Below are 23,982 nucleotides of genomic sequence, written 5' to 3'. Positions count from 1 at the left end.
CGCTCCCGACGGCCCGAACGACGCGGACGGCAACTGCTGCCACGTGCAGCCCGACGTGGCCACGAACACGATCGCCGCCAGCACCTCCCGGTCACGTGCCGACGCCGGCCGCCACCCTGAGGCCGGGAAGGCGCTTCCGGCACCACCCGCTGGAACAGCTGCCACAACTCGTCCGGCACCAGCCGCTCAACGATCCCCATGCCAGCAGGCTACCGAAGAACCCAAATGAGATGACCTCTAAAAGCTGGCCTGGGTGCTCCACACGTGGCAGAGCGCCCAGGCCTTCAACGTTGCGGAGTGCCCGCGTACACCGACGGGGCGGTCAGTCGGATCACGATCTACGGCGGAGCTAGCGCGCAACGCCCCCTCGGATCTTGCAGTGCCATCATGAATCTCGGCGTGGGGGCGCGCAGTAGCGAGAGGACCCTGCCGGTGGGACGCCCCGACAAGGCCGCGCGCGCCGCCATCGCACAGCGGCGAGCCGACGCCATCGACCTACGCCTGGCCGGCGTCGACTGGCTCACCGTAGGCCGCAAACTCGCCGCCGACCCAGCCGTCAACTCCGACCGGATCGCCTACCCGCAGGGCTACGGCATCGACCGGTACAAGAAGGGCCAAGAGCCGCCCACCGACGAGCAGCTCATCCACGCCGCCTGCAAAGACGTCCGCCAGGCCCTCAAGGAGCGCACCACCGACGTCGACGAGAAAGCCGACGAGCTGCGCGCCGTGGAGAACCTGCGCCTGGACCGCCTGTTCTTCGTCGCTTACCGGCAGGCCGTCAAGGACGGCGGCCTGCCCGCCATCGACCGCGCGCTGCGCATCATGGAGCGCCGCGCCCGCATGAACGGCCTCGACAAGCCGTCCAAGACCGAGATCGTCACCCAGGCCGCCGAGGGCAGCGAGCTGACCGCGGTCGCCCTCGACGAACTCGAAGCTCTCATCGGTATCAGCGAGGAGGCCGCGCATGGCTCCGACGACTAGCAGCGAGCGTGAGGCCAGGCTGCTGGCCGCCTACCGCTCCAAGCCGCCGGCCGAGCGCCGCGCCATGGCCGCGAAGGCCTCACCCGAGCTGCGCGTCCAGCTCGCCCGCATCGAACGCTTCATCGCCATGGGCGCCTCGCCGGGCGCGCTGGCAGCGGTCCTCACCGAGCGCCGCGAGATGCAGGCCCGGCACCTGCACCTCATCGACCAAGCGTGGATCGACATGGCCGAGGGCCGCGCAGACCGCGTCATGATCACGATGCCGCCCCGGCACGGCAAGTCCCGCCGCGCCTCCCGCTGGGCGCCCCTGTGGTACCTGCGCCAGCACCCCGACCGCCGCATCATGATCGCCTCCTACTCCGGAGACCTCGCCGAGGAACACTCCCGGTGGATCCGCGACGCCATCGAAACGTGGGGCGACGAACTCGGCATCCACCTCAACCCCTCCAGCCGGGCCGCGATGCGCTTCGACATAGCCGGGCATCAGGGCGGCCTCGTCGCAGCAGGCATCGGCGGCAGCCTCACCGGCAAGGGCGCCACCATCGCCCTCGTCGACGACCCCGTGCAGGACATGGCCTCCGCCGACTCCCCGAGCATGCGCCGCAAGACCTGGGAATGGTGGCAGAGCGTCCTGCAGACCCGCCTGGAGCCCAACGGGGCGATCTGCGTCATCCAGACCCGCTGGAACGAAGACGACCTCGCCGGCCGCATCCTCGCCGACGCGCAGGCCAACGAGTGGAAGATCATCGACCTGCCCGCGCTCGCCGACAGCGACACCGACCCCCTCGGCCGCAAGCTCGGCGAACCCCTGTGGCCCGAACGCTTCGACGCCGAACACCACGCCACCACCCGCCGCCGCGTCGGCGAACGCGTATGGGCCGCCCTCTACCAGCAGAAACCGCGACCGCCCGAGGGTGGCGTGTGGCAGCGGGCCTGGATCACCGACCACCGGCTCACCACCGTCGAGTTCGGCGGCCTCGACATGGCCCGCATCATCGTCGCCGTCGACCCCGCCGGCGGAGAGTCCGCCATCGGCGACGAGACCGGCATCATCGGCGCCGCCCGCGGCTTCGACGGCCACCTGTACGTGCTGGAGGACCGCTCGGGCAGCATGGGCGCCAACGATTGGGGCCGCACCGCCTGCCTCCTCGCCCTCGCCCTCAAAGCCGACGCGATCGTGGTCGAGTCGAACTATGGCGGCGACATGGCCCGCCAGGTGTTGTCCCAGGCGTGGGAGCAGCTGCGCCGCGAAGGCACCACCAACGGCGCTCTCATGCCCCGCGTCCTCGAAGTCACCGCCAAGGTCGGCAAGCGCCTGCGGGCCGAACCCATCGCCCAGCTGTACGAGCAGGGCCTCGTCCACCACGTCGGCGCCCACGTCGCCCTGGAGGACCAGATGGTCACCTGGGTCGTCGGCATGGACAGCCCCGACCGCATGGACGCCGCGGTCCACGGACTGACCGAACTCGCCGACCCCGACCAGCTCGCCTCCGTCGCCGGACACATCCACGACGACCGCCTCGGCGGACGCCGATAACCCCCCGGAAACGGCCCCATAAAGGCCAACGGCACGCCGGGCGCCGAATCCGGCCCCGGCTGCTAGTGCTGTGACCGTATAGGTTCACCGGGTTGCTGTGCCTTGTCCGGCGCTAGCATGGCCGGATGCCACTCGAGTTGTTTGCCGGGATCTACGTCCGTGACTTCGAGGCTGCGCAAGCCTGGTACGTGAGTGTGTTGGGCTCCGTGCCAACGTTCCTCGCATCCGACACGGAAGCAGTGTGGGAGCTTGGTGAGCATCGGTACCTCTATATCCAGGAGAACGCCCACCACGCTGGCCACGCCGTCCAGACGATTCTCGTCGACGACCTGGACGCCTGCGTCGATCGCATCACCGAGCGCGGGATCGAGCCCGTGAAGCGGGAGACGTATCCCGACGGCATGCGCAAGGCGCTGTACCGCGATCCCGACGGCAATGAGATCGGGTATGGAGGGGCCGCATAGTTTCGCCGGGTCGTTCAGGCCGCGGCGGCGAGGGGGCGCCCGCCCCAGCGGATGCCCTTCTCACTACGGGCTCGGGCGCGTTCGCGCCGTTGGGCGGCCAGCACGTCGGGATGGCGGGCGTTCTTGTTCCGCCATCGCAGGTAGCCGTGCAGGGCGCGCGTCTGCGCGGTGTGGTTGCGGTGGTTGGAGTTTGCGGCGGTGAACTGCCGCAGCGGTCCGAAGTGGGCCCGCACGAGCCTTGCTTCCATGGCCTCGGCTACAACGAGGAGCACGAGTTCTGGGTGCTGTACTTCGACCGGACTATTCGGCCGTTCACCGATGTGCGTCAGCTGGAGGACTACTGGCGAATCCGCAAGCAGGTGGTAGGGCCGACGCGGACGGAGGCCGACAACCAGCCGTTCTCGGACGTGGGCGACATCTTCGGCCAGCGCCGAGCCCCGGTGCCAACGCCAGACCCCCAGCCCACCCTGTCGGTCACCTGCAACCTGCACCCCCTGATCGCGAAGGTCGCGGCCGAGCGGTACAACCGCGGCGCCTACAGCGATGCGGTGAGGAGTGCGGTCCAGGCGGTGGAGCACCGGGTACACACGCTGGTCGCGCCCACTAGCCTCGTCGGTGACAGGCTCATGGGTATGGTCTTCAACAACAAGCCAGACCCCCCGATGCTCACAGTGACTCGGTTCACGGACGGCTCCCTGGAGAGTGAGCAGAACGGCATGCAGGCACTGTTCAAGGGTGCGGTGCAAGCTCTGCGTAACCCTCGCAGTCATGGGCCGGACCGGGAGGACGACCGTGACGAGGCCGACGAGATGTTGGCGTTCGCCAGTTTCCTGATGCGGCGCCTCGACATCGCGGAGGTGAAACAGAGGCAGCTCGCCGTGGCCGACGCCGAGTCGGCGACGTGATCACGCGCTGCCTCTAAGGGCAACTCGCCACACGGCGGGCGCCAGGCGTCCCGTGTGCTGTCGTTCAGGTACGCCGTCGCACTCACTTAGGTCGTACATGGCGTTCGTCGCGTCGACCTGGCCGACGTCCTCGCCGAGGGTACGTTCGGCGCTGGCCATCGTCCAGTAGCGGCCGGTGGGGAACAGTGATCCGTCCTCACCCTGGACGAGTTCGAGGCCCGCAGCGTTGAACGGAGCGTCAGGCTGGGTGCCGGTGAAGATGTCCGTGGACGGGATGGACCTTGACCACCGGATTGGGCTCCCGGCAACAGCTCTAGGTGAACCTGATCGAACCAGTCGCTGTCGCCGAAGTCGCTGCTGACGCGTCCTTGGACACCTCCGGACGGTGGCGACACCCGGTCCGGCTCCAGCAAATCCGAGCCGAGTTGCATCCGGATGAGGTTCCCTTGTTCGGCGAGCGCCGGTAGGGCGCCGGACTTGGGGCATGGGACCACCGCCAAGCGCCCACCTCGGTCGTACGCACGAGGCCATGGCCACCCCTGATCCGGAACTGCCCCAGACTGCGGCCCCCTGCCTGGTGGCACAGCCCCGGACCGGGGGCCGATAACCACGCGCACGTGCTCAATCGGCAAAGAGGCGGGCCGTAAAGTGGCCGCGCGAGTTCACTGGTACCCCTAGGCACACCAGTATCTATCCGCAACTACGCCTACTCCAGTGGACAGCGGCCTCCACGCGTGCTCCACTAGCATTGCATCGGCTTCCAAGGGCATCAAATTCGCAGATTACCTAGCTGTGGAAGGGAATCGGCAAATGGCCAGCCACGGCAAGAAACTCTCGATCGCTCTTAGCGCATTCCTTGCGCTGCCTCTTAGTCTGCTGCCCGCCGGGCATTCATCAGCCTCACCGAGCACTGTCTCGGGTTCGTGTCCGGTCGCGATTATCAGTGGGCGATATCAGCTTCTCAATACCTGGGACGTTAATCGCTACCGTCGCTACCCAATCAGGTACTACGGAATTGGCACCCAGTTTCGAACGCCGAACGGCATGTGGAAATGTGTTGGGTCGTGGAACGGGAGCGCGGCTTGGTATCGCAACCAATACCGCCCGCCGCCCGTCGGACCGGGGTTCGTCCCGCCGAGGTCAAGGTAGGCCGCGGTGGTTGCGGGTTCGAGACCCGCTACGTACGCACACCGGTCCCCGCTAGAGGGCGTCTGAAAGCCTGCCAGCGGAGCGTCCTTGCGAGTCGACGTACGAGCAGCATAGCCATGGCGGGGTAGTTGACACTGATGCCCGTAGCCTGTCGGCTCCCAGTGTGGAAATCGGCGCCGCGGTAACCTTGATCGGCCCAGATGTGCTGCAGATGCGGGAAAGCCTCCGCTGCCTGGCAAAGCAAGCTGGCTGCGGGCGCGGGGCCCTGCATGCTGGAGGGGCAGCTGTGAGGCCCATGCGTGCACTGCTCATCGACGATTGGTCGTGGCTGAACTACGGGCCCGCGATGGCCGACCTGCGCCAACCCGGAGCCCGTGCCGCCGCCCGAAACGGCCTGATAAAGACCAACCGCTCGCCCGAGTCTGGCTGATACGTTCCCTGGCCATGTCGATCAAGGGCCAGTCGCGGTCGCAGCCCTCGTGTGCGCGGCCACCGTCGCCGGCGTGAACCTGCTGTGGCCCGCCCCGGACGTGCGGCCCACAGCGCCGATTGCGGACCAGATGAAGGCGCCCGCTCAGGCCCGCCTGGACGCCTCGCTCAGACGGGGCCCACCGCGCGGCAAAACATTCAGGCGATCGGTTAGACGCTCCTGGACGAGCCGTGCCAGGCCGCGTGGGACAACCAGACCGCCACGGAGCGGCGTGGCATGCGGTAAGCGATGTGGACGCACGGCTGCGTGGATGGCCCTGGCAGCGGCTACAGGTACTTGCACCCGTAGGTGTGCCGCTTCAGGCCACGCTGTATCGCCTCCCGCTCGGTCATCGAAAGGTACTTGTCGTTGACGTAGCCGCACGGAGATTCGCTGGAGTGGTAGCAGTCAGGATCAGGGCCCGGCGGGACCAGCACAGTGCGACGACGAGCCTTGATCGCTCGCTCTGCTTCCTCGGTACGAGTCCGCAATACACCTCTGAACCTGTTCTCAACGAGTTGGATCTCGTCTCGGAGTATGCGTAGTTGTACCTCGCGCTCCTCGTTCAGCTCCTCGTACAACCGCGCGCGCTCGGCCCTCAGCTCCATGACTTCCTGCGGGGTCAGTTCCACGGCTTTCCCAATCACCGTGCCACGTGGACGCCCACCAGCCTGGCACGTGCCTGACCTGTACTGGGTTGCCTTCTGCAGATTCCTAACTCGGCGGTAGCCGCCCTCGCTCACGAGATGTGCGACAGCGCCGTTGGCGCCTCGCCCGGTCCGCTGTTGGCGCAGTCGCCGGTACCGAGCGTGTTGGCAATGCTGTATGCGGTCTTCATGTCGCCGTTGAGGTGGTCGATGGCCTCGTTCGTGGTGGTGATCGCGGTCGCAATGTGCGTTTTCGCTGTGGCGATAGCCGTGCCGGCTCCGTCCAGCGGGGTCAGCCCGGCAGCGGTGAGGGCCGCCTGCGCGTTCTGCAGGTCGGTGATCTGGGACCGCAGGCTCTTGATCCCCTGCTGCTCCTGATCGACGTCGTAGCTGGCCGTGGTTGTGACGTCGTAGCCGACGTTGTTCTCCGCGTCGTACCCGACGTTGTTCTCCACGTTGTAGCAGTCGTCGCCGTTGCCGCCCTTGGCGTCCTCGCGCAGCTTGGCTAGATCATTGTCGGCCGTCTCGATGTCGGCGCGCATTGACTTGGCGTTGTTGAAGTCGCGGTTGGAGCCCTGCAGTGTCGACAGCGCGTCCTGCGCCGCGCTCTCGTCCGCCGCCCGGGAACTTGCCTGGGCGCTCGCGTCTGCCTCCGCTTGGTCCTGCTGCCGCCCGGTCTGCTCGGCCGCCGAGTCCTCCCGCCAGCCGGCCTGCAGTAGGCCGCTGCACACGCCCTGCCCGAATATCTGGCTGCCGCTGTCGCGCACCACGACCACGACGTCGTCCTTCTGCACGGCGCAGACCACGGGCACGGGACCCTGCACGCTGATGGCCTGCGTCGTCCAGAAGCTGCCGTCTTGGGATAGGGACGAGGCCAGGCTGCTGCACTCGCTCGCCGGGTTGGATCCCCCGCTGCGGACCTCGGCTCGCGCGGCATGCCCGTACAGGTAGATCTCGCACGCACCCGCCCCCGCACCCGAATCCGTATGCGCGGCCGGCGGGGTGCTGCTCGCGGCCGGTGCCGGCGAGGAGACCACGCGGACGACAGGCGCACCGGCACGTGTGTGTGACGACGTGCAGCCGGCAAGCAACGCGCCGGAAGCGACCAGGACCGCGGCGGCGACGCCTGTTCTCATCGAGTGTGCTCCTTGCGAAGGCCCTGTGTGTCAGGTGTGTTGGAGCTGTACTCTCCCAAATCCGCTGCCTCGTCAAGGCCGACGGCACAGATTGCAGTTCCGCGTATTCTGGTCGGTGCGGGCGCGGGGCCTTGCACGCCTGGAGGGGCACCCGTGAGGCCCATGCGTGAACTGTTGATCGACGCTTGGTCGTGGCTGAACTACAAGCAGGCCATGGCCGACCCGAACCGGCCGGGCCACCACGCGTTCCCGGAGCTGAACACCTCGTGGGTGCCTGCCGAGGACTTGCGCCGGCTGGCCGCCTACAAGTTCTTGGCCGCGTACGACTCGAACCAGGCCGGGCAGCTGGCCGCTGTCACCGGCGACGAGCACCACGGTCTGGAGCGCCGCGAGTTGGGTGACCCGTCGAAGCTGATCGACACCACGCTCGGCTACCTGCTGGGCGCGGAGCAGAGCATCGTGGTGCCGGGCGCCGAACATGCCGAGGAGGACAAGCCGAGCGCCGAGAACCGTGCCGCCGCCGACCTGCAGGACAGGCTGCGGGCGTGGGCGGACAAGGAGTTGCTGGCGCTGCGGATCCAGCAGGCCGAGCGGTGCGCGGTGCGCTGCGGTGACGGCGTCTACACCCTGGCGTGGGAGCCGGGTAAGCAGCGGGCGCTGCTGCGCACCTACGACCCCGGCTTCTACTTCCCCGAGTGGGATGAGGGCGAGCAGGACTCCGCCGAGTACCCCTCCCGTGTGCACTTCGCGTGGGAGCTGGCCGTAGACCCGGTGCGGGGCCTCAAGGCCCGCGTGCGGCGCATCACGTACGAGCTCGGCCCGATCGGGCCGGCCACCTCGCCGGGCAGCCTCGACGGGCGTGCGATCCGCGAGCAGGTCGTCGGCGCCGACGGCGACCCGGTGCTGACCGTGGGCGACAGCCGCGACCCGCTCACCGGCAACGTGACCCGCACCTACCCGTGGGCGCCCGGCAAACCCTCATCCACGACGTGCTACCTCACCGATGCCGAGTGGCTGCTGGAGGACCTGGGCCGCGCGCACGACGTGTTCTCCCTGCCGCTGGACAAGGCCTCCTACCGGGTGCGCTCCGATGGTCAGGTCCTGGACCGCCTGGACCTGATGCACGACTTCATCCCGGTGGTGCATATCCCGAACACCATCCCTGACGTCGGCGAGCATTGGGGCAAGTCCACTTTGGCGACCGTGCTGCAGCTGCTGGACGAGCTGGCCGCCACCGACACCGACAGCGCGTCCGCGTCGGCGACCACCGGCACACCGATCGTGGCCCTCGCCGGTGCCCGTCTGCCCATCGACCGCAGCACCGGGCAGCCCCTGCCGGTACGTGTGGAGGCGGGGACGGTGTGGCAGCTGTCCGACTCGGGGCGCATGGACACCCTGGACACCTCGGCGCAGCTCGCCGAGCTCCGCCAGCGCATCAACCACCTGCTGGACCGGCTCGCCTCCAACACCCGGCTGACCGCGGCCGGGCTCGGCAGCCTCGACCCGGTCAAGCTGCCCAACGGCTACTCGCTGCAGGTCGCGTTGGGCCCGCTGGACTCCCTGGTCGGAGCACTGCGCCTGGCCCGCAACCACAAGTACCAGCTGCTGCTGCGCATGGTGCAGCGCCTGCACCAGGCCGGGCAGGAATGGCCCGCCAGCGAGTCGCTGCCCGCCCGCCTCGTATTCGGCGCACACACCCCCACCGACCGCACCACCGTCCTCAACGACGCCGTGCAGGGCTACGAAGCGGGCGTGTTCTCCCTGGAGACCGTGGTGCGCATGCTGCAGGAAGCCGGATATCCGATCGAGGACATTGCCGAGGAGATCGAACGCATCCAGAAGCGGGCCTTCGACCAGGCCGCCCGCCTCGCCGATGCGACCGGCGACAACACGGCGGTGCGCGAATACCTGGGCCTGCCTGAAGCCGACCCGACCCCGACCGTGCCCCTCGTGGAGCCCGGCCAGGTCCCGCAATCCGGGCCGCCGACCAGCCCGCCCGGCGCGAAGCCGCTGCCGCCCACACCGCTGCAGCCGCCCGGCAAGACCGGAATCATCGGCGAGGCAGGGCCTGGCCCCCGCTGAACGCTGGCCCTCGGCACGTTGCCGAGGGCCAGCCCAATGAGTTGTGGGCGCTACCGAACCAAGGAGAGACGTGGCCGTTCGTGTGCTGGGAGGTCTGCACTGGCCTGGTTGCTTCCGGTGCGCGCAGTGACGATCAGCCCGAATACCCAGCTGCTGAGCTCTTCCGGGGACACGTACAACTCTCGTGCCACCTCGTGGAGCGTGACGCCTTTGGCCTTCATGGCGGTAAACACTTTGTCGAGCAACTGGGAGCTCTCGCGGTAGGGCATGCCGGTCGGCTCGGAACGCCGATAACCGAGCTGGCCGAGCTCGATGCAGGCGCGGCGGTAGTGCCAGTCCGACAGCATGTCCAGCTCATGCAGTCGGTAGGTGAGCGCGAGGGCGGCAACCTTCCAGATCTTCTTTCCTTGGAGGATCTGTTGGACCAGAGGCGACCTGGGCATGTGTTCCATGACGCTGGTGCGCGGCATGAGGAACGCGCTCGCGAAGGCGTTCGCTTCCTGCTCGGCTTGGGGGCCGGCCAGCGAGCGGTCTTCTCCGTGGAGGACGAGGTGCCCCAGCTCGTGGGCGGCATCGAAGCGGCCTCGCTCCGGCGTCTTCAGCGTGTTGAGGAAGACGAAGGGGGTGCCGTCGCGCCACATAGCGAACGCATCGACGTCGGCGTACTCAGGAGGGAGGGAGAAGACCCGCACGCCGTGGGCCTCCAGAAGGTGCACCATGTTGCTGATCGGCGCAGTGCCGAGGCCCCAGCGGGCACGAACCATCTCGGCTGCTGTCTCCGGGTCCGGCCTGCCCAGGGTGGGGATGTCGTTGAGGGGCAGGCGGAAGCGAGCCTCGATCCAGGCGTGCAGTTCTAGGGCGAGGCGGCTCGCCCACAGGGCAGCGTCGCGGGGGCCAGCCGCCAGCTTGCTGCGGGCGCGGAAGGACACGGCCTCTAGTGGAATCGGATCCAGGTCGGGTTGGTAGAAGAAGGGCTCGGGGAAGTCAAGAGCGGCTGCTAGGCGGGCGAGGGTGTCAGGGGTGGGCTCAGTGCGGCCTCGCTCGTAGTTCGAGAGGCTTTGTACGCTCACCCCGACGCGCTTTGAAAGCTCTGCGAGCGTGAGACCGCGTCGCTTTCGGGCTGTGGTGATGCGCGAGGATGTGATCATGTCTCCTCGTCATCTTGGTGTCAGTTGATCTTGCTCTTCTACCGCTCTTCGACAGAAACGACGATGTCACCGGTAGTTTCGACAGCGTAGTCGCGCACGGGTTCGAACTCGACGGGGGGCAGGAGGATCCGACGCTGGAAGCTGTCGATCTTCCCTCCGTGGCCTACCCGGTCCGGGAGCGACAACTCACTGCGAACAGTCACAACTCCCGTCTGCCTGGCCGTATAGCGGTACGTCAACAGGTACCAGGTCACCATCTGCGCGTACTCGTCGTCATCCGACTGTGACCCGTCCGGCAGATCAAATTCCGGCTCCTCGAAGGGGAGCGTCAGGTCCTGGTTGCGGGCGACGGCCTGCTCCTTGGTCACGCCGGCGGGCCGCTTGCTACGCGGATGAGGGATGCCGGGGAGACCGGTGCGGGCGTCTCCGAGAAGGACGCCGATTCCTATGGTCTTGTCCGGATTCACGATGAGTGGAGCCTGCAGCGGGTCGTAGGGATGCCACATCAGGTCAGTGCGGAGGGCGCGCCGGAGCTCGCGGACGCGCGTGAAGTAGTCCTGGGATCCGGGTGCGTTCTTGGCGTCGTCCTTCGTCTTGCCGCTCCGCCGGGCCTGCTCGCTCATCCGAATAGTTCGTTCGAAGTGCTTCCACTGAAGGCCGAGGGTGGCGAGCTGCGCCTCGTACCCCTCGGGCTTCCCCTTCGGCTCGATGAGGATGTTGCTGACCACGCCACCTCCGCGCTCTTATAGGTATCCACCCTCAAATGAGGGAGGATTTCTTAAAGAGTAGCGTGCGGTGGTGACACTGCGCTCCTGACTGAGCAAAAGCTGACGTTCCGTGAAGAACGTGCTGGTCCACGCCGGGACTACACTGATGGCTGGCGCGGGGGCGCTGCTGCAAAGGACTGGATCCGCATGGACAGGCTGCTGCCCCACCCCCGTACCCCGGTCGGCTACCGGCGTGACGGCCGCCCCATCTACCCGATCCTGGGCGCCGACCCCACCGACCCGTCCAACCAGCAGATCCCGCCCGCACCGGGCACGGACCCGGCTGTGCCGTCGGCGCAGGTGCCGGACCAGGAGGCCCTGAACCGGCTGCTGGCCCGCGAGAAGCAGCAGGGCGAGCGCGCAGCGATCCGCCGCCTCGTCGAGCAGCTCGGCTTCACCAAGACCGACGACCTGACCTCGTTCGTGCAGCAGCAGCGTGACGCGCAGGCCGCGCAGCTCTCCGAGGTCGAGCGCCGCGAGCAGGCCGCCGCCGAAGCCACAGCCGCAGCTGCCGCACGTGAGGCGCAGGCCGTCGCCCGTGAGCGGGCCGCGGTACGCCGCGCCGTCCTCGTGGGGCTGGGTGCTACCGGCGCCGACCTGAGGGATGCGGAGCTGCTGCTGGTCGTCGACGACGACGCCACCGAGGACACGGTCACCGAGGCCGCGCAGGCGCTGAAGGCGCGCAGGCCCGAGCTGTTCGCCGCCACCGCCGCCCCTGTGCCGCCTGCCGCGCCTGGTGGCTCCCCTGCGGGCGGGCCGCCGCCGCGCGGAGCGAACGTGCCCAAGCTCGGCCAGCACGGCGCCGACATGGCCCGTCAGCGCGGCTTCCTGACGGGCAGCTGACTTCCCACCGGCGGGTTAAGGCCGGATCTGTGGGGACCACGCCCCCCTTCCGTGGACGACGCCACCAGCCGGTGAGCGGCCGATCAACCGCTTCGTCGCGTCCACGGGAGGATTCATGACCGTTCAGCCGGTCACCATCACCCAGAACCTGACGGCCGACCGCTCCTGGCTCGCCAGCCTCCACGGCACCAGCGAGGTCGACTCCATCACCCTCGACATGTCCACGTTCGTGTCCGGCACCCACTACGTGCCCTCGACCGACACGAGCATCCCCTACAGCCGGTTCCTGTCCGGCATCCCCGTCGGCAAGATCACCGCATCCGGCCTGTACGGCCTGTACTCCACGGGTGCCGCCGACGGCCGCCAGACCCTGGCCGGGTTCGTGTTCGCCGAGGTGCTGTTCGCGCCGGCGCAGACGAAGGTCCCGGCCGCGCTGCTGTGGCACGGCTCGGTGAAGACGGCGAAGCTGCCGATCGTCGTCGCCCCGGTCGTCCCGTCCGCCGTCTGCCAGATCCGATTCGTGTAAGGAGCCCCGACGATGTCTGTTCAGGACCTGATCAAGGACGTCAACACGGCGGACCTGACCACGTTCGCCCGCTACATCCCCACCCCCGCCGACTTCCTCCTCACCCAGACCGTGTTCGCCAAGGTGTCGGTGCAGGACGTCATGTGGCGGATCAAGAACACCGGCCGCTACGTCAACGCCGCGAAGTACCGGGCGTTCGACGCGTCGGTGCCGTTCTCGGACCGGCAGGCGTGGCAGACGGCCACGCAGGGCATGCTGCCCGCCCTCGGCCAGAAGCTCATGGTCGGCGAGGTCGAGCTGCTGCTGCAGGAGGCCTCCCGAGGCCAGGACGCGTCCCGCCTGGAGCAGCTGCTGTACGACGACGTGGAACGCCACGTCGAGGCCATCAACTCCCGTCTGGAGCTGGCCGCCGGCGACGTCCTCACCGACGGCAAGTTCTCCCTCGCAGGGGAGAACGGGCTCACCCTCGACGTCGACTTCGGTGTGCCCGCGCAGAACATGCCGACCGCGCCGAAGCTGTGGTCCGACCCGACCGCGGATGCCATCGCGGACGAGCTGGGCTGGCTGTCCTACCTCGACGGCGTCAGCGCACCGCAGCCGGAGATGGTCGTCACCTCGCGGCGCGTCTACTCCTACCTGGCGGGCAACAACGCCTACCGGGCCGCCTACTACGGGTCGGTGAACCCGTCGACCACGCCGACCGCGTCGCTCACCCCGCAGCAGATCAACGTGGTCCGCGACAACTACGGCCTGCCGCCGATCACCCTGTACCGGGCGCAGGTCCGCGTGGACGGCGTGTCCACCAAGTGCCTGCCCGACGACCGGTGGGTGATGCTGCCCCCGGACCGCTCCAAGTGGGGGCAGACCCTGTACGGGACCACGGCGGAGTCGCTGGTCCTGTCGCGTGGCGGCAACCCGCAGATCACCCGCGAGGACGCGCCAGGCCTGATCATCACCAGCGGCGGCAAGGACGACCCGGTGCAGATCTGGACCAAGGGCGCGGCCGTGGCCATGCCCATCCTGTACGCGCCGGACTGCCACATCACTGCGAAGGTGCTGTGACATGGGGCGGCGACTGGCGGCAGCGGTGCACGTGCGGCACCCCAAGAGCAACGAGTGGCTGATCCTGCTGCCCGGTGAGGAGCCGGACGAGGACCTGGCCGAGGTCATCACCAACCCGGCCGCGTGGGAGCCGGACGAGGACGGCGACGGCGGGCAAGGCGAGGCGCCCGCCGGCGGAACCGACCTCGGCCCCGAGCCGACACCCACGCCCGACCCGACGCCGACGCCCGAGGCCGAGCCCGAGCCCGAGAAGCCCCGGACCCGGACCCGCAAGCAGGCCGACGAGAAGTAGGCCCTGCCAGGCCCGGCCCGGCACCCCTATGTGGCGGGGGTGCCGGGCCGCACCCCTTACCCCTGGAAGGACCCCGCTCGTGGACCCTGCTGTCCTGGCCTGGCTCTTGGCGCAGCTCGGCCCCACCACCGACCAAGGCGACCTGCAGACCCGTTACGACCGGCTCGGCTCGGCCAAGGCTGTCGCCCTGGAAGTGCTGTCCGAGCGGCGCGCCAATCTGCTGGCCGACCCGCTGCAGCTGACCGTCAACGGTGTCGTCACCATGGACCAGTCCAACAACCTCACGGGCCTGGAACGGCAGATCGCCTCCGTGGAGGCTGCGACCGCGCCCGACGATGCGGTCGGCGGCGACACTCTGGTCATCGCCCCGCTGGAGTCTGCGCGCCGCCGACGCCACCACTGGTGGCGGTAGTGGCCCACGAGTTCGGGCCGCTGACGCCCGGCGACCCGGCCGTTGTGGCGGCCAGGGTCGCCGCGGTGCTCGAGGATGCATGGCAGCGCCTGGCCGACGAGCAGGCGGCCGTGCTCGCGGCGATCGGTGACAACGGCCGCTCCCGGATGGTCGCCGACCGTCTCGCCCAGTTCCAGGCCGCCATCGTCGACTTCCAGCAGCGCGTCGACGCCGAAGCCCGCGCGTTCGTGGCCCGGCAGCTGCCCCACCTGTACGAGGAGGGGGCCCGGGCGGCAGCGGAGGCGCTGGGCGGGCACTTCTCGTGGACGCTCATCCACACCGAGGCGCTGCAGTCGCTGGCCTCCGACTCGTACGCCGACTTCCTGCGCCGCTCCGAGGAGGAGCAGCGCATGGCCGCCGCGTTCTACCGGGCTGTAGGGCAGGCCGCAAGGACGGAAGTGCCGTTGCTGGCCGCAGGGCACACCACGGCCCTGCAGGCGGCGAAGGCCCTCGCTGACCGGTTGGCCGCCGAGCACCAGCTGACGACCGTCATCTACCGGGGAGGCACCCGGATGCCGGTGCAGGCGTGGGCCGAGTCGGCGACGCTGGCCAAGAGCGCGGTCGCCTACAACGCGGGCACCCTGAACCGGGCCCGCGAGGCCGGTGTGCAGTTCATGGAGGTGTTCGACGGCGCCGACTGCGGATGGACCAGCCACAAGGACACCGACAAGGCCACCGGCACGCTGCGCAGCGTGGAGGACGCCGCAGCGTGGCCGATCTCCCACCCGCGGTGCAGGCGGGCCTTTGGGCCGCGCCCGGACGTGGGCGCGCTCAGCGCGCCGTCGATGCGTGAACGTTCGGATGGTCAGGCAAGTTCGCGGGTCATGGACGCGTAGACGGGACTGTCGGAGAAGGGCTGCTGTTGGCCGACGGTCCGGTAGCCCCACGCCTCGTAGACGGCCTGCACGGACCCGTTGCCCGCGGCCGGGTTCACCAGGAGGGTGACGCGCTGCTCGGTGCGGTGGGCCAGCCATTCTTCGTGGATCTGCCAGGCCACGCCACGCCCGCGCCACGGCTTGCGGACGACGATCTCGTTGAGGGCGACGGTGCGCTTTCCGTCTTCGGTGGTGTAGCCGTCGGGCAGCGGCGTGCTCATCGAGCGCCACCACGTGCTGTCCGGGCCGAGCGTGATTCCGAATGCGAAGCCGACTGGTTCGTCGCCTTCCCAGCCGACCGCTGCGGTGAAGCCGGGGCGGGAGGAGTACCGGGTGAGGCGCTCATCGAACCGTTCCACGCTGTTGAACTCGTTGTTCAACTTGAAGTCCCCGTGGCGGACTTCAGCATGAATGTCGAGGATGATCTGTCGGATCTCGGGGAGCTGTTCGGTGGTGTAGTGCTTGACCTCAACAGCCATGATCATGTCCTCCTGGCGTTCGAGTGCTGGTCGGCCCAGTCGGCTGCATAGCGGCTGCCTGGGGCGATGGCCGCCAGAGCCTGGGTGAACTCGTCCAGCAGGCGCCCTGATCGCCCGGTCAGTGAATCACTGCCCTCGCGGGGCAGTACAGAGCTCGCGGTGGCATATGCGTGCTCTACGTCGCGTTGCCTGATCTGCGAAAGAGCTAGCTGGGTGCGGTAGTAGGTGCGGTTGCGTCGGTATTCGGGCCGCAGTTGGGCCAGGGTGCGGTGGAAGTGGGCCTCTGCCTGCTCGTGTTGACCGAGCTTGGTGTACGCGATCGCGGACAGCCCTTCAAGTTCGGCACGGTCGTAGAAGCCGACCCAGGCGGGCCGTTGGGTGCGCGGGTCCGCTTTGGCGAGGGCGTCGCGGGCGCTGTCGAGGGCTCGTTCCACACCGCGATGGTCCTTTTGCGCTGCCAGGGCCCCGGCGAGGCGGGCTGAGGCCAGGGAACGGAACAGGGGGTCGCGGCGGCACATGGAGGAGGCGCGGCCGGCCTGCGCTGCGGCCACCGCGTCGTGGGGATTGTCCTGCTGGCTGGCGAGGAGGGTGGCGTGCCCGAGCAGCCGGAGCCGGATTTCCTCGCTGCCCGACAGGCTGGCCAGCGTCATTGCTCGGTCGAGGTGGCGTTGGGCGCGGTCGGTCTGTCTGGTGTCGATGGCGGCCCACACGGCGGTGCCGGTGAATGCGGCTGCCAGGTAGTAGAGGCGGGCGCGGACGCGCTGGCTGGCTGAGCCGACCTGCTGGAGTTCCATGGCGTGGTGGGCGAACGCGAGGGCACGCGTCTGGATGTCGAGGGCGGCGCCGTGCTCGTTGTCGGAGGCGATCAGCTGCTGGAAGGCGTGCTCAAGACGGTCGGCGTCGTTCATGCCGACGCGCAGCGAGCTGTGGGCTGAGGCAGGAGGCATGGCGGTTGCGGCTGCGAGGCCGAGAGCGGATCCGGCGAAGGTGCGTCGCCGCACGGGGTCCTCCGGGTTTTCTGGTTGGGCGGTGGCTGTCCGGCGCGGGGGTCTGGTGAACCCGAGTTCCTCTATCGGGCAGCCGAACTCTTCTTCCAGGGCGCGGCGTTGTCGCGCCTGCGGCCACCGGGTTTTACAGGTGAGGTAGTTGCGGATGTGCCGGTCCATGAGGGTTCCGGCGCGGCCGGTGAACTGCTCGATGCGCTTGTTGAGGCGGTCGGCGAGTTCCTGCTGGCCCAGTCCGGCGGCCTGCATGCAGGCCTCAAGTAAGGCGTTCCCTGCCATGTGCAGACGGTAGCGGTGTGATGGGTGTCACGTCACCGCGAAGGTAAAAATTACCGGTCGTTGGTGCCTCGATTGTTCCCGGAATTGCCTGGGCCCCCCGCCGCTTCAGCGGTTGTCTGGTAAGGGCTCGCCCCGCCCAGCGGCGGATGGGCCGCCCGCGCAGCAAACGAGGGGACCAGGACCGTGAACACGATCGACACCACGCCGGCCACGACTCCGCTTGAGGACCGCCCCCGCCGGCCCGCGGCCCAGACCACTATCATCAGCGGCCGGGCGATGGGCATCGTCACCACCGCGTACGCCGGCGCTGCGGCGCTGGACGACTGGCTCGGCGAGCACCAGGCGTTCCTCTCCCAGGTGGCGACCATGCCGACCGCGGCCGAGGGGGCAGCGCGGTGACTGCTGACGGCCGCCAAGCCCCGATCCCGCTGCGCGCGCTGCGTGGCGAGGACCGTGAGCGAAAAGCCGCAGCCGAGGCGTGGCTGTACCGGGCCGCCACGTCCTCGCAGGCGGCGGGCATGGAGTGGTCGCAGCACGGCATCGCGCTGCTGACCGCGGGCATCATGTGGGATGCCGTGCGCGTGCCGTATGCCGCGTTAGGCGCCGATCTGGAACGCGACGCAGGTCCGGAGCGGCTGCGCCGCCGCCTGCACGAGCTGCAGGTGGCCGGGCCGGTGTTCTGCGACCCCTACCGGCCCTTCGTGTACGTCCTCGTGCCGCCCGGCACCGACCGGGAGTGGCCGCGCATGCTGACCCAGCTGGGGCTGGAGTGCCTGGGCGGCACCCGCCCGTACGTGCACCACGTGGGAGTGCCGCGCCTGGACCTGATCTCCCCGCCGGGCCAGTACTGGCTGACCCTCCCGGACGGGACCGGCCAGTTCACCGACCCGCAGTACCTGGCCCACGTGCTGCAGGCGGGGATAAGAGAGGCAGCGAAGCAGCAGGACGCACCGGTAGGCGCCTCGCAGGTGATCGTGTGAGCCGCGACCCGTTAGGTACCGCGCTGGCAGCGTTATGGGCGGCTGGTCACCTCGCTGCCGCAGTCACCCTCGGCGCCACCGTCCACGAGGAGATGGCCAGCGCCCACGGCTCGAGCGCCGCCGGGGCCGATACGCCGCTGGCCCTGCCAGACACGCCGCCCACATTGGGGGCTGCATAGACCGCGCCGGCCGTGCATGGCTGTCCCCTGACGCGCACGGCCGGCGCGCTCCACCTTCCGACTCGTCGCCGTGAAGAGAGCCATGTCCGCACTCCTGACCTACAAGGGCCACACCGTCCCGCACATCGCTTCTTGGAGCGGCGAGCACCTTAAGCAGCCGCCCGTCGTCCGCAGCGCGGTCGGTGTCACCTTCGCCGATATCGCCTTCGCCGGATTCCCGCACCGGGACTCGGCGGGCGTGCTGTGGCAGCCGTGGGCGCTGCGCCAGGGCGACGGGATGCCTGAGTTCGGGAGGGTTCACGGGCCTCGGCAGCGGCGGGCGATGCGGCGCCGCCTGTGCCAGGTATGTGGCGGGCCGGCCGACGAGAACGAGCAGGGCACGCTGTGACTGCTGGAAAACCACGTGGCGGTGCCCGGCTGGCCTGAGCGGGAGGTGACGACACATCCGCCGGTGTGCGTGCCGTGCGTGCCCCTGGTTCGATCCCAGTGCCCCCACATGCAGGACGCTGTGACCGTCCGGGTCGGCCGGGCTGCCGTCGACGGCATCTACGGCCTGCTGTACGCCGTTGGCCTGGGAGGCCCGGTCCCGGGTGAGGCGAAGGTGGTCTTCGCCGACGACCCGCGCGTGAAGTGGATGGTTGGCGCGCAGCTGGCCGCCACCCTCTACAACGTGACGGTCGTCGACCGTCCCAAGCCGGTCACTGAAGGACCGGTGGCCCGGGCGGGGGTACGCCGATGACACCGCCCGCGGCACCGGCGGTCGACGCCGGCCTGATCCGCCGCACGTACGGCACGGCACTGTGGGATTCGCGGCCGGTGGGCGAGGAGGGCCGCGCGCACATGGCGGGCCTCCTGCGCGGGCACATGCGGCTGCTGCTGCCCGGGGCCGAGGAGCGGGTGGCCGGAATGTCCGGCACCTTCAACCGCAGTGCCGGCCAGCTCGTCATCGGCCGGGCGCGCGACGTCCTGGACGTTCCTGTCACGGGGGCGTCGTCAGCCGAGTACGTCTACGACCTTGCGACCCTCACCCGGGTGCTCCTCGCCCTGCATGAGCACCCCCAGGGTGGCCGGAAGGCCAGGTGACCATGCATCCGCCTGTGCCGTCCGCGCGCGAGCCGCTGCACCACCGTGCCCGGGCGCACCCCCTCTGAAGCGCGCTGCTGCGCCGACTGCAGCACTGCCGACACCATCACACCGCATTCGTGCAAGAAGGGACCTCTCGTGGACTACTTAACCCGGCGCAGACGGCTGCTGACGTCGACCAGGCCCATGCCGGACTGGGAGGTCGAGGGATCCAGCGGCGCCTGGCTGCACCTGGCTGACGGCCGCCGGATCTTCGACGGATCGAGCGGCCTGCTCTGTGCGAACGTGGGGCAGAGCAGCCCCAAGGTCCGCTCCCGCATCGAGGAGCAGTTCGCCAGGTACTCCTACGGTGGCGCCGCCGTCGTCCAGCCCCACATCCAGATGGAGCTGATGGACCGCCTGTGCTGCGCCGTGGGCCGAGGGGAGGACTCCGTCGCGCTCACCACGTGCGGGACGCTCGGCGTAGAGGTCGCGGTAGGCCTGGCCCGGAACATCACCAGGGTCCGTGACGGGAAGCGCCGCGGGGACATCCTGACGTCCGACCTGAGCTATCACGGGATGAGCGCGCTCACCCTCGGCCTCGCCGGGAACCACGCCCGCCGGCCCCGCCCAGAGGACGCGCTCGGGCTCGGCCCGGCCTTCTCCCCGCCGTACCCGCCCACGCACCCCCACTACGGCCGTACGTGCGACGCCTCATGCGCCGACGAGATCGCGCACGCGATCGACAGCAGGGGCAGGGAGAACGTTTCTGCGGTCCTGATCGAGCCCGTCAACGGGAGCACCGGCGGCGCCTACGTGCCGCCCGCCGGTTACCTGCGGCGGGTAGCGGAGATCTGCCGGGAGCGGGCCGTACTGGTCATCCACGACGAGGTGCTGACCGGGCTGTGGCGCACGGGCGAGCCTCTGGCCAGCCACCACTGGGATGGCGCTGAGCCGGACCTGTGCATCCTCTCCAAGGGCTTGGGGGCCGGGTACACGGGCGTGGGCGCGGTGCTGGTGTCGCCCGAGATCGCACCGCTGATCCGGCACGAGGACGCCGACCCGCTGCCGGCGATGGACACCATGGCCACCCACCCCCTCCAGGCAGCTGCCTGTCTCGGGGTCCTGGACGAGCTGGAATCCATGGACGCCGACGCTTTCCGAGCGCGCGGAGACCGTCTGGGGGCGGGCCTGCAGGCCCTGACCGACCTGCCTGTCGTGCGAGACGTCCGGGGCCTCGGTTTCCTGTACGGCGTGGAACTGGCACCGGGTCTGCTCTGGCCCCTGATGCAGGAGGCCGAGAAGCACGACGTCCTCTTCTACCCGTTCACCGGAGCTGGCCACCCGAAATCCGAAGGCCTCGTCGTCGCCCCTCCGCTGACCTCGACGGACACAGACGTCGACTTCCTGGTCTCGGCGCTCAGCAACGCGATGACCGCCCTGGCCCAGCGCAGCTAACGCGCGCCCGGCACACGCCCTTAGGCCCATCACTGGCCAACCAAGGAATCGAGGAGGACCCCTCGTGTACCTGCCCTACCCCGTCATAGAGCAGCTGTCCGAATCGCAGGTGGCGACATGGAACCGGCACTTCGCCGGTGACGGTCACGAGCGCCCGCGCAGCGTGGAGGAAGGCATCTGGCGGCGCACCCAGGACCCGGCGAACGCCGAACAGTCCGGGTGGACCGAGGACGCCTCGGGCCGTCGCCGGGTCGTGCACTACCGGTACGACTACGCGCTGAACTACACCTTCCCGGTGCCGCGGCTGGTGCTGTCCGAGCTGTACCTGTACGTGTCGCACACCGCACCGGCCGAGGAGATCAGGGCCTACGCCCAGTCCCTCCGCATCTGGCTCGATGAGGGCCGGTGGAAGCCGCAGCAGCCGGGCACCTGGCAGCGCGGGGATCTGTCGGTGACCGTCGCTGAGTTCGACGTGCACCCGCAGGACGAGCGCGCCGACCGGGCCACGCCCGAAGGGTTCCGTTCGCTGGACGTGCGGTTCACCTCCGAGGGCTACAGCAGCCCGGTGCGCACCCTGCGGAATTTGCCCTGGGACGTGCTGGCCGGTGGTATCCGCATCAAGGAACAGCGGGGCAACCCGACCATCAGCGACGACCTCACCGGGATCTTGGACTTCCTGCCGTTCCAGGTGGAGGTGGGGTGCGGCACGTCGATCGAGGCGGGGATCCCGCCGCTGCACTACCTGCACGAGGTGTACCGGGTGACCGCGCGCAAGGACAACACCCTCACGCAGTCGCACGCGTTCACTCTCTCGCCCCAGGCCGACACGCTCGTCCAGGAACTTCTGCTGAACGCGCCGGCGAAGGCGGAAGACCTGACGCGGATGTTCGCCCAGTGCTTCATCGCCGAACCCACCCCGGCGCACACGGCGCTCAAGGCCTTGCACGACGCCGGTCACGTGGTCGGACCCGTCATCACCCACAACTTCGACGTGCTCTCCGCGCGGGCGGGACTGCCCGAGGTGTTCGTCCGCCGGTACGACCAGAAGATCCCGCCCGTGCCTCTGCTCGACGAGGCCCGATCCCTTCTGGTGATCGGCCTGCACGCCGACCGACGTGCGGTGCAGGCGCGGGCCCGCGCCAAGGGGATGCGGATCTTCTACGTGGACCCGGAAGGGCTGATGGAAAACGGCGTCTTCAAGGAGTACCCGATCGAGGGGGCCCGCGAAGGGGACACAGTGGTCCGCGCGGCTGCGATCCCGGCCCTGAACCGCCTGCGTGAACTCCTCGCTGTGACCGTGTGACAGACCTTGCGCACGGTTCAACTGGCCCTGTTCCAGGGCGATAGCGTCGTGGGGCCGCACGCTCGGCGCGGCCCCCGGCATCAACCGAGAAGGACAGCAAGATGCGCGTTTCCGTGATCGGCTGTGGTCACCTCGGCATCCCGCACGCAGCGGCGATGGCGGAACTCGGCCACGAGGTCATCGGCGTGGACGTCGACCAGGCCAAGATCGACCGGCTCAACGCCGGCGAGTGTCCCATCTACGAGATCGGTCTTCCAGAGCTGCTCGCCCGCCACACCGCGAGCGGTCGCCTGCGCTTCACCACCGACATCCGCGAGGCCGCCGACTTCGCCGAACTGCACTTCATCGGCGTCGGCACCCCCATCGACGCCGACGGCCGCTCCTACGACACCGCACAGGTCTACGGCGCCATCCGCCAACTCGCCCCCCACCTCGACCGGCCGTGCACGATTGTCGGGAAGTCGACGGTCACCGTCGGCACCACCAGCCAGGTCACCGCCCTCGCCCAGCGCCTGGCCCCCGCGGGCGAAGCCGTCGATGTCGTGTGGAACCCGGAGTTCCTGCGCGAGGGACACGCGGTGCAGGACACCCTGCGCCCGGACCGCCTCATCGCCGGTGTCACCACCGCCGAGGGTGAGAAGACGATCCGCGCCGTCTACGCCCCCATCCTGAACGCCGGCGTCCCGATCTTCGTCACCGACCCGCAGACCGCTGAACTGGCGAAGGGTGCGGCGAACACCTTCCTCGGCCTGAAGATCAGCTACATCAACGCCGTGGCCGACATGTGCGAGGCCGCTGGCGGCGACGTCTCCCAGATCGTGGAGATCCTCGGCATCGACCCCCGCATCGGCAGCGGCGGCATGAAGCCCGGCATCGGCTACGGCGGCGGCTGCCTCCCCAAGGACATCCGCGCCTTCACCGCCTCCGCCCGCCAGCTCGGCGCCGACCAGGCCGCTACCCTCCTGCGCGCCGCCGAGAAGATCAACGAGACCCGCATCGACGTCGCCATGGACCTCATCACCCGGGCCCTGGGCGACCGCCCCCTTGAGGGCTCGCGGGCCGCGATGTGGGGCGCCGCCTTCAAGCCGGGCACCAACGACGTCCGGGAATCCCCGGCGCTCGCGCTCGCCCACGCGCTCCAGCAGGCCGGCTGCACCGTCACCGTGCACGACCCGCAGGCCGTGGCCACAGCTATGACTCGCAACCCCGAACTCGAGTACACCGACGACCTGGCCGTCTCCCTCGACGGCGCCGATCTCGTCGTCCTGGCCACCGAGTGGCCGGAGTACGGCCAGGCTGACCCCGGGGCCCTCGTGGACCGGCCGGCCAACCCCCTGCTTGTCGACTGCCGCACCATCATCGACCCCGAGCCCTGGCGCGCGGCCGGCTGGACCGTCCACCAGCTCGGACGCCCCGGGAAGTAGCCGGACCCGCGGGTGGGACACCCCCGTGGGTGTCCCACCCGCGCGCGACCTCAAACGGAGCCGACCATGACCACTAGCAACGCCGGCCAACACCCCAGCGTCCCGACTGGTTGGCACCTCACCGACGACCTGACCCACTTCCTCACCCAGGCCGGACCCTTTCTGCACTCGCGGCCTGCACTGCACACCCTGACGCTGACGCTGGCGGAGACACTGCGGATCTGCGGACCGCACGCGTACGGACCCGAGGCCCCCGTCCTGGGGATGCTGGAGCGAGGAGACGAGATCTGCGCCACCCTCTTCCGTGCCCCGCCGCACCGCCTGAACCTCACTTCCCTCACCCCCGAGGAAGCAGACACCCTCGCCGCCCACATGGCTGGCTTAGCCTCGATTCGTCAGCGGTCGCGATTGCCTGATGAGGTTGATGGTTCGCCCTGTTTGTCCCGCGTGATCGCGGGCGGGGCCTTCGCGTGTCGCTGC

At 69.2% G+C, this 23,982-nt stretch carries 25 protein-coding genes and 3 pseudogenes; 20 read left to right on the top strand and 8 right to left on the bottom strand.

The genetic code is table 11. The annotated features are described in order from the left end of the window. Positions 1-200: pseudogene (locus tag ACFYX0_RS40660) on the bottom strand (transposase); the annotation flags it as partial. 187 nt (positions 201-387) lie between these two features. Here ACFYX0_RS40660 and ACFYX0_RS40655 point away from each other — a divergent pair. From ACFYX0_RS40655 to ACFYX0_RS40645, 3 genes are all read left to right on the top strand, one after another. Continuing rightward, complete coding sequence (locus tag ACFYX0_RS40655; protein WP_388979053.1) at positions 388-981, top strand: hypothetical protein; 594 nt, start codon at positions 388-390, stop codon at positions 979-981. After that, positions 965-2,518, top strand: coding sequence for a terminase large subunit domain-containing protein (locus tag ACFYX0_RS40650; RefSeq protein ID WP_388979051.1), 1,554 nt, complete (start codon positions 965-967; stop codon positions 2,516-2,518). The genes ACFYX0_RS40655 and ACFYX0_RS40650 overlap by 17 nt, the downstream gene beginning before the upstream one ends. A 125-nt stretch (positions 2,519-2,643) precedes the next feature. Then, complete coding sequence (locus ACFYX0_RS40645) at positions 2,644-2,982, top strand: VOC family protein (RefSeq protein ID WP_388979048.1); 339 nt, start codon at positions 2,644-2,646, stop codon at positions 2,980-2,982. Positions 2,983-2,996: 14 nt separating this feature from the next. Here the strand turns inward: ACFYX0_RS40645 and ACFYX0_RS40640 are convergent. Then, a pseudogene (locus tag ACFYX0_RS40640) lies at positions 2,997-3,224 on the bottom strand (IS630 family transposase); the annotation flags it as partial. Between the two features lie 39 nt (positions 3,225-3,263). Between ACFYX0_RS40640 and ACFYX0_RS40635 the strand changes: the two are divergent. Further along, complete coding sequence (locus ACFYX0_RS40635) at positions 3,264-3,887, top strand: TIGR02391 family protein (RefSeq protein WP_388979046.1); 624 nt, start codon at positions 3,264-3,266, stop codon at positions 3,885-3,887. 1,905 nt (positions 3,888-5,792) lie between these two features. Here the strand turns inward: ACFYX0_RS40635 and ACFYX0_RS40630 are convergent. Both ACFYX0_RS40630 and ACFYX0_RS40625 read right to left on the bottom strand, forming a co-directional pair. Next, positions 5,793-6,137 carry a hypothetical protein gene (locus ACFYX0_RS40630; protein ID WP_388979043.1) on the bottom strand — a complete coding sequence of 115 codons (345 nt, stop codon included), beginning with the start codon at positions 6,135-6,137 and terminating at the stop codon, positions 5,793-5,795. Positions 6,138-6,244: 107 nt separating this feature from the next. Then, positions 6,245-7,288 (bottom strand): hypothetical protein, encoded by a 1,044-nt coding sequence (locus ACFYX0_RS40625; protein ID WP_388979040.1) that lies wholly within the window; start codon positions 7,286-7,288, stop codon positions 6,245-6,247. A gap of 162 nt (positions 7,289-7,450) precedes the next feature. Here ACFYX0_RS40625 and ACFYX0_RS40620 point away from each other — a divergent pair, with 162 nt between their 5' ends. Then, on the top strand, positions 7,451-9,370 hold the full coding sequence (locus ACFYX0_RS40620) for a hypothetical protein (RefSeq protein WP_388979037.1): 1,920 nt from the start codon (positions 7,451-7,453) through the stop codon (positions 9,368-9,370). Between the two features lie 50 nt (positions 9,371-9,420). On the opposite strand, the gene ACFYX0_RS40615 is transcribed toward ACFYX0_RS40620, so the two are convergent. Together ACFYX0_RS40615 and ACFYX0_RS40610 are read right to left on the bottom strand one after the other, a co-directional pair. Then, positions 9,421-10,518 carry a helix-turn-helix domain-containing protein gene (locus tag ACFYX0_RS40615; RefSeq protein WP_388979035.1) on the bottom strand — a complete coding sequence of 366 codons (1,098 nt, stop codon included), beginning with the start codon at positions 10,516-10,518 and terminating at the stop codon, positions 9,421-9,423. A gap of 38 nt (positions 10,519-10,556) precedes the next feature. Beyond that, the gene (locus tag ACFYX0_RS40610; protein ID WP_388979032.1) at positions 10,557-11,246 is read right to left on the bottom strand and encodes a hypothetical protein; all 690 of its coding nucleotides are present in this window, start codon (positions 11,244-11,246) and stop codon (positions 10,557-10,559) included. 186 nt (positions 11,247-11,432) lie between these two features. Between ACFYX0_RS40610 and ACFYX0_RS40605 the strand changes: the two genes are divergently transcribed. The 6 genes from ACFYX0_RS40605 (at position 11,433) to ACFYX0_RS40580 (ending at position 15,295) form a co-directional block, all read left to right on the top strand. Next, positions 11,433-12,128 carry a hypothetical protein gene (locus ACFYX0_RS40605; RefSeq protein WP_388979029.1) on the top strand — a complete coding sequence of 232 codons (696 nt, stop codon included), beginning with the start codon at positions 11,433-11,435 and terminating at the stop codon, positions 12,126-12,128. A 115-nt stretch (positions 12,129-12,243) separates the two neighbouring features. Beyond that, complete coding sequence (locus ACFYX0_RS40600) at positions 12,244-12,654, top strand: head decoration protein (protein ID WP_388979026.1); 411 nt, start codon at positions 12,244-12,246, stop codon at positions 12,652-12,654. A 12-nt stretch (positions 12,655-12,666) separates the two neighbouring features. After that, a complete protein-coding gene (locus ACFYX0_RS40595) occupies positions 12,667-13,716 on the top strand; it encodes a major capsid protein (RefSeq protein WP_388979024.1) in 1,050 nt (349 codons plus the stop codon). Between the two features lies 1 nt (position 13,717). Next, positions 13,718-14,008: a hypothetical protein gene (locus tag ACFYX0_RS40590; RefSeq protein WP_388979022.1), complete on the top strand. Its 291-nt coding sequence runs from the start codon at positions 13,718-13,720 to the stop codon at positions 14,006-14,008. Between the two features lie 79 nt (positions 14,009-14,087). Beyond that, positions 14,088-14,420 (top strand): hypothetical protein, encoded by a 333-nt coding sequence (locus ACFYX0_RS40585; protein WP_388979021.1) that lies wholly within the window; start codon positions 14,088-14,090, stop codon positions 14,418-14,420. Further along, positions 14,411-15,295: a hypothetical protein gene (locus ACFYX0_RS40580; protein ID WP_388979018.1), complete on the top strand. Its 885-nt coding sequence runs from the start codon at positions 14,411-14,413 to the stop codon at positions 15,293-15,295. The genes ACFYX0_RS40585 and ACFYX0_RS40580 overlap by 10 nt, the downstream gene beginning before the upstream one ends. On the opposite strand, the gene ACFYX0_RS40575 is transcribed toward ACFYX0_RS40580, so the two are convergent. Together ACFYX0_RS40575 and ACFYX0_RS40570 are read right to left on the bottom strand one after the other, a co-directional pair. Continuing rightward, the gene (locus ACFYX0_RS40575) at positions 15,265-15,813 is read right to left on the bottom strand and encodes a GNAT family N-acetyltransferase (protein ID WP_388979015.1); all 549 of its coding nucleotides are present in this window, start codon (positions 15,811-15,813) and stop codon (positions 15,265-15,267) included. The two genes, ACFYX0_RS40580 and ACFYX0_RS40575, sit on opposite strands and share 31 nt — an antisense overlap. A 2-nt stretch (positions 15,814-15,815) precedes the next feature. Then, on the bottom strand, positions 15,816-17,096 hold the full coding sequence (locus ACFYX0_RS40570; protein ID WP_388979013.1) for an XRE family transcriptional regulator: 1,281 nt from the start codon (positions 17,094-17,096) through the stop codon (positions 15,816-15,818). Positions 17,097-17,279: 183 nt separating this feature from the next. Here ACFYX0_RS40570 and ACFYX0_RS40565 point away from each other — a divergent pair, with 183 nt between their 5' ends. The 9 genes and pseudogenes from ACFYX0_RS40565 to ACFYX0_RS40525 all read left to right on the top strand — a co-directional run. Next, positions 17,280-17,495, top strand: a complete 216-nt coding sequence (locus ACFYX0_RS40565; RefSeq protein WP_388979011.1) for a hypothetical protein — start codon at positions 17,280-17,282, stop codon at positions 17,493-17,495. Beyond that, a complete protein-coding gene (locus tag ACFYX0_RS40560; RefSeq protein WP_388979009.1) occupies positions 17,492-18,076 on the top strand; it encodes a hypothetical protein in 585 nt (194 codons plus the stop codon). Before ACFYX0_RS40565 ends, ACFYX0_RS40560 begins: the two co-directional genes overlap by 4 nt. Before the next feature lie 261 nt (positions 18,077-18,337). Then, positions 18,338-18,643 carry a hypothetical protein gene (locus tag ACFYX0_RS40555; protein WP_388979006.1) on the top strand — a complete coding sequence of 102 codons (306 nt, stop codon included), beginning with the start codon at positions 18,338-18,340 and terminating at the stop codon, positions 18,641-18,643. A gap of 108 nt (positions 18,644-18,751) precedes the next feature. Next, positions 18,752-18,994, top strand: a complete 243-nt coding sequence (locus ACFYX0_RS40550; protein WP_388979005.1) for a hypothetical protein — start codon at positions 18,752-18,754, stop codon at positions 18,992-18,994. Then, positions 18,991-19,338 (top strand): DUF6415 family natural product biosynthesis protein, encoded by a 348-nt coding sequence (locus tag ACFYX0_RS40545; RefSeq protein ID WP_388979003.1) that lies wholly within the window; start codon positions 18,991-18,993, stop codon positions 19,336-19,338. Before ACFYX0_RS40550 ends, ACFYX0_RS40545 begins: the two co-directional genes overlap by 4 nt. Positions 19,339-19,476: 138 nt before the next feature. Continuing rightward, positions 19,477-20,775, top strand: a complete 1,299-nt coding sequence (locus tag ACFYX0_RS40540; protein WP_388979000.1) for an aminotransferase class III-fold pyridoxal phosphate-dependent enzyme — start codon at positions 19,477-19,479, stop codon at positions 20,773-20,775. 64 nt (positions 20,776-20,839) lie between these two features. Then, the gene (locus ACFYX0_RS40535; RefSeq protein ID WP_388978997.1) at positions 20,840-22,078 is read left to right on the top strand and encodes a hypothetical protein; all 1,239 of its coding nucleotides are present in this window, start codon (positions 20,840-20,842) and stop codon (positions 22,076-22,078) included. 101 nt (positions 22,079-22,179) lie between these two features. Beyond that, positions 22,180-23,502: a UDP-glucose dehydrogenase family protein gene (locus ACFYX0_RS40530; RefSeq protein ID WP_388978995.1), complete on the top strand. Its 1,323-nt coding sequence runs from the start codon at positions 22,180-22,182 to the stop codon at positions 23,500-23,502. 66 nt (positions 23,503-23,568) lie between these two features. Then, a pseudogene (locus ACFYX0_RS40525) lies at positions 23,569-23,982 on the top strand (hypothetical protein); the annotation flags it as partial.

The organism is Streptomyces sp. NPDC002573 (genome assembly GCF_042889625.1).
Classification (GTDB): Bacteria; Actinomycetota; Actinomycetes; order Streptomycetales; family Streptomycetaceae; genus Streptomyces; species Streptomyces gibsoniae.
The sequence above is the reverse complement of the archived record's forward strand: the minus strand, read 5'-3'. Positions and strand labels throughout refer to the sequence as shown.

Excerpts from the sequence above, each read along its gene's own strand:
- ACFYX0_RS40590 (WP_388979022.1), top strand. The coding sequence starts at position 13,718 with ATGGGGCGGCGACTGGCGGCAGCGGTGCACGTGCGGCACCCCAAGAGC.
- ACFYX0_RS40625 (WP_388979040.1), bottom strand. The coding sequence starts at position 7,288 with ATGAGAACAGGCGTCGCCGCCGCGGTCCTGGTCGCTTCCGGCGCGTTG.
- ACFYX0_RS40595 (WP_388979024.1), top strand. The coding sequence starts at position 12,667 with ATGTCTGTTCAGGACCTGATCAAGGACGTCAACACGGCGGACCTGACC.
- ACFYX0_RS40600 (WP_388979026.1), top strand. The coding sequence starts at position 12,244 with ATGACCGTTCAGCCGGTCACCATCACCCAGAACCTGACGGCCGACCGC.
- ACFYX0_RS40620 (WP_388979037.1), top strand. The coding sequence starts at position 7,451 with ATGCGTGAACTGTTGATCGACGCTTGGTCGTGGCTGAACTACAAGCAG.
- ACFYX0_RS40570 (WP_388979013.1), bottom strand. The coding sequence starts at position 17,096 with ATGGCAGGGAACGCCTTACTTGAGGCCTGCATGCAGGCCGCCGGACTG.
- ACFYX0_RS40650 (WP_388979051.1), top strand. The coding sequence starts at position 965 with ATGGCTCCGACGACTAGCAGCGAGCGTGAGGCCAGGCTGCTGGCCGCC.
- ACFYX0_RS40575 (WP_388979015.1), bottom strand. The coding sequence starts at position 15,813 with ATGGCTGTTGAGGTCAAGCACTACACCACCGAACAGCTCCCCGAGATC.
- ACFYX0_RS40530 (WP_388978995.1), top strand. The coding sequence starts at position 22,180 with ATGCGCGTTTCCGTGATCGGCTGTGGTCACCTCGGCATCCCGCACGCA.
- ACFYX0_RS40555 (WP_388979006.1), top strand. The coding sequence starts at position 18,338 with ATGTCCGCACTCCTGACCTACAAGGGCCACACCGTCCCGCACATCGCT.
- ACFYX0_RS40550 (WP_388979005.1), top strand. The coding sequence starts at position 18,752 with ATGCAGGACGCTGTGACCGTCCGGGTCGGCCGGGCTGCCGTCGACGGC.
- ACFYX0_RS40655 (WP_388979053.1), top strand. The coding sequence starts at position 388 with ATGAATCTCGGCGTGGGGGCGCGCAGTAGCGAGAGGACCCTGCCGGTG.
- ACFYX0_RS40645 (WP_388979048.1), top strand. The coding sequence starts at position 2,644 with ATGCCACTCGAGTTGTTTGCCGGGATCTACGTCCGTGACTTCGAGGCT.
- ACFYX0_RS40605 (WP_388979029.1), top strand. The coding sequence starts at position 11,433 with ATGGACAGGCTGCTGCCCCACCCCCGTACCCCGGTCGGCTACCGGCGT.
- ACFYX0_RS40545 (WP_388979003.1), top strand. The coding sequence starts at position 18,991 with ATGACACCGCCCGCGGCACCGGCGGTCGACGCCGGCCTGATCCGCCGC.
- ACFYX0_RS40615 (WP_388979035.1), bottom strand. The coding sequence starts at position 10,518 with ATGATCACATCCTCGCGCATCACCACAGCCCGAAAGCGACGCGGTCTC.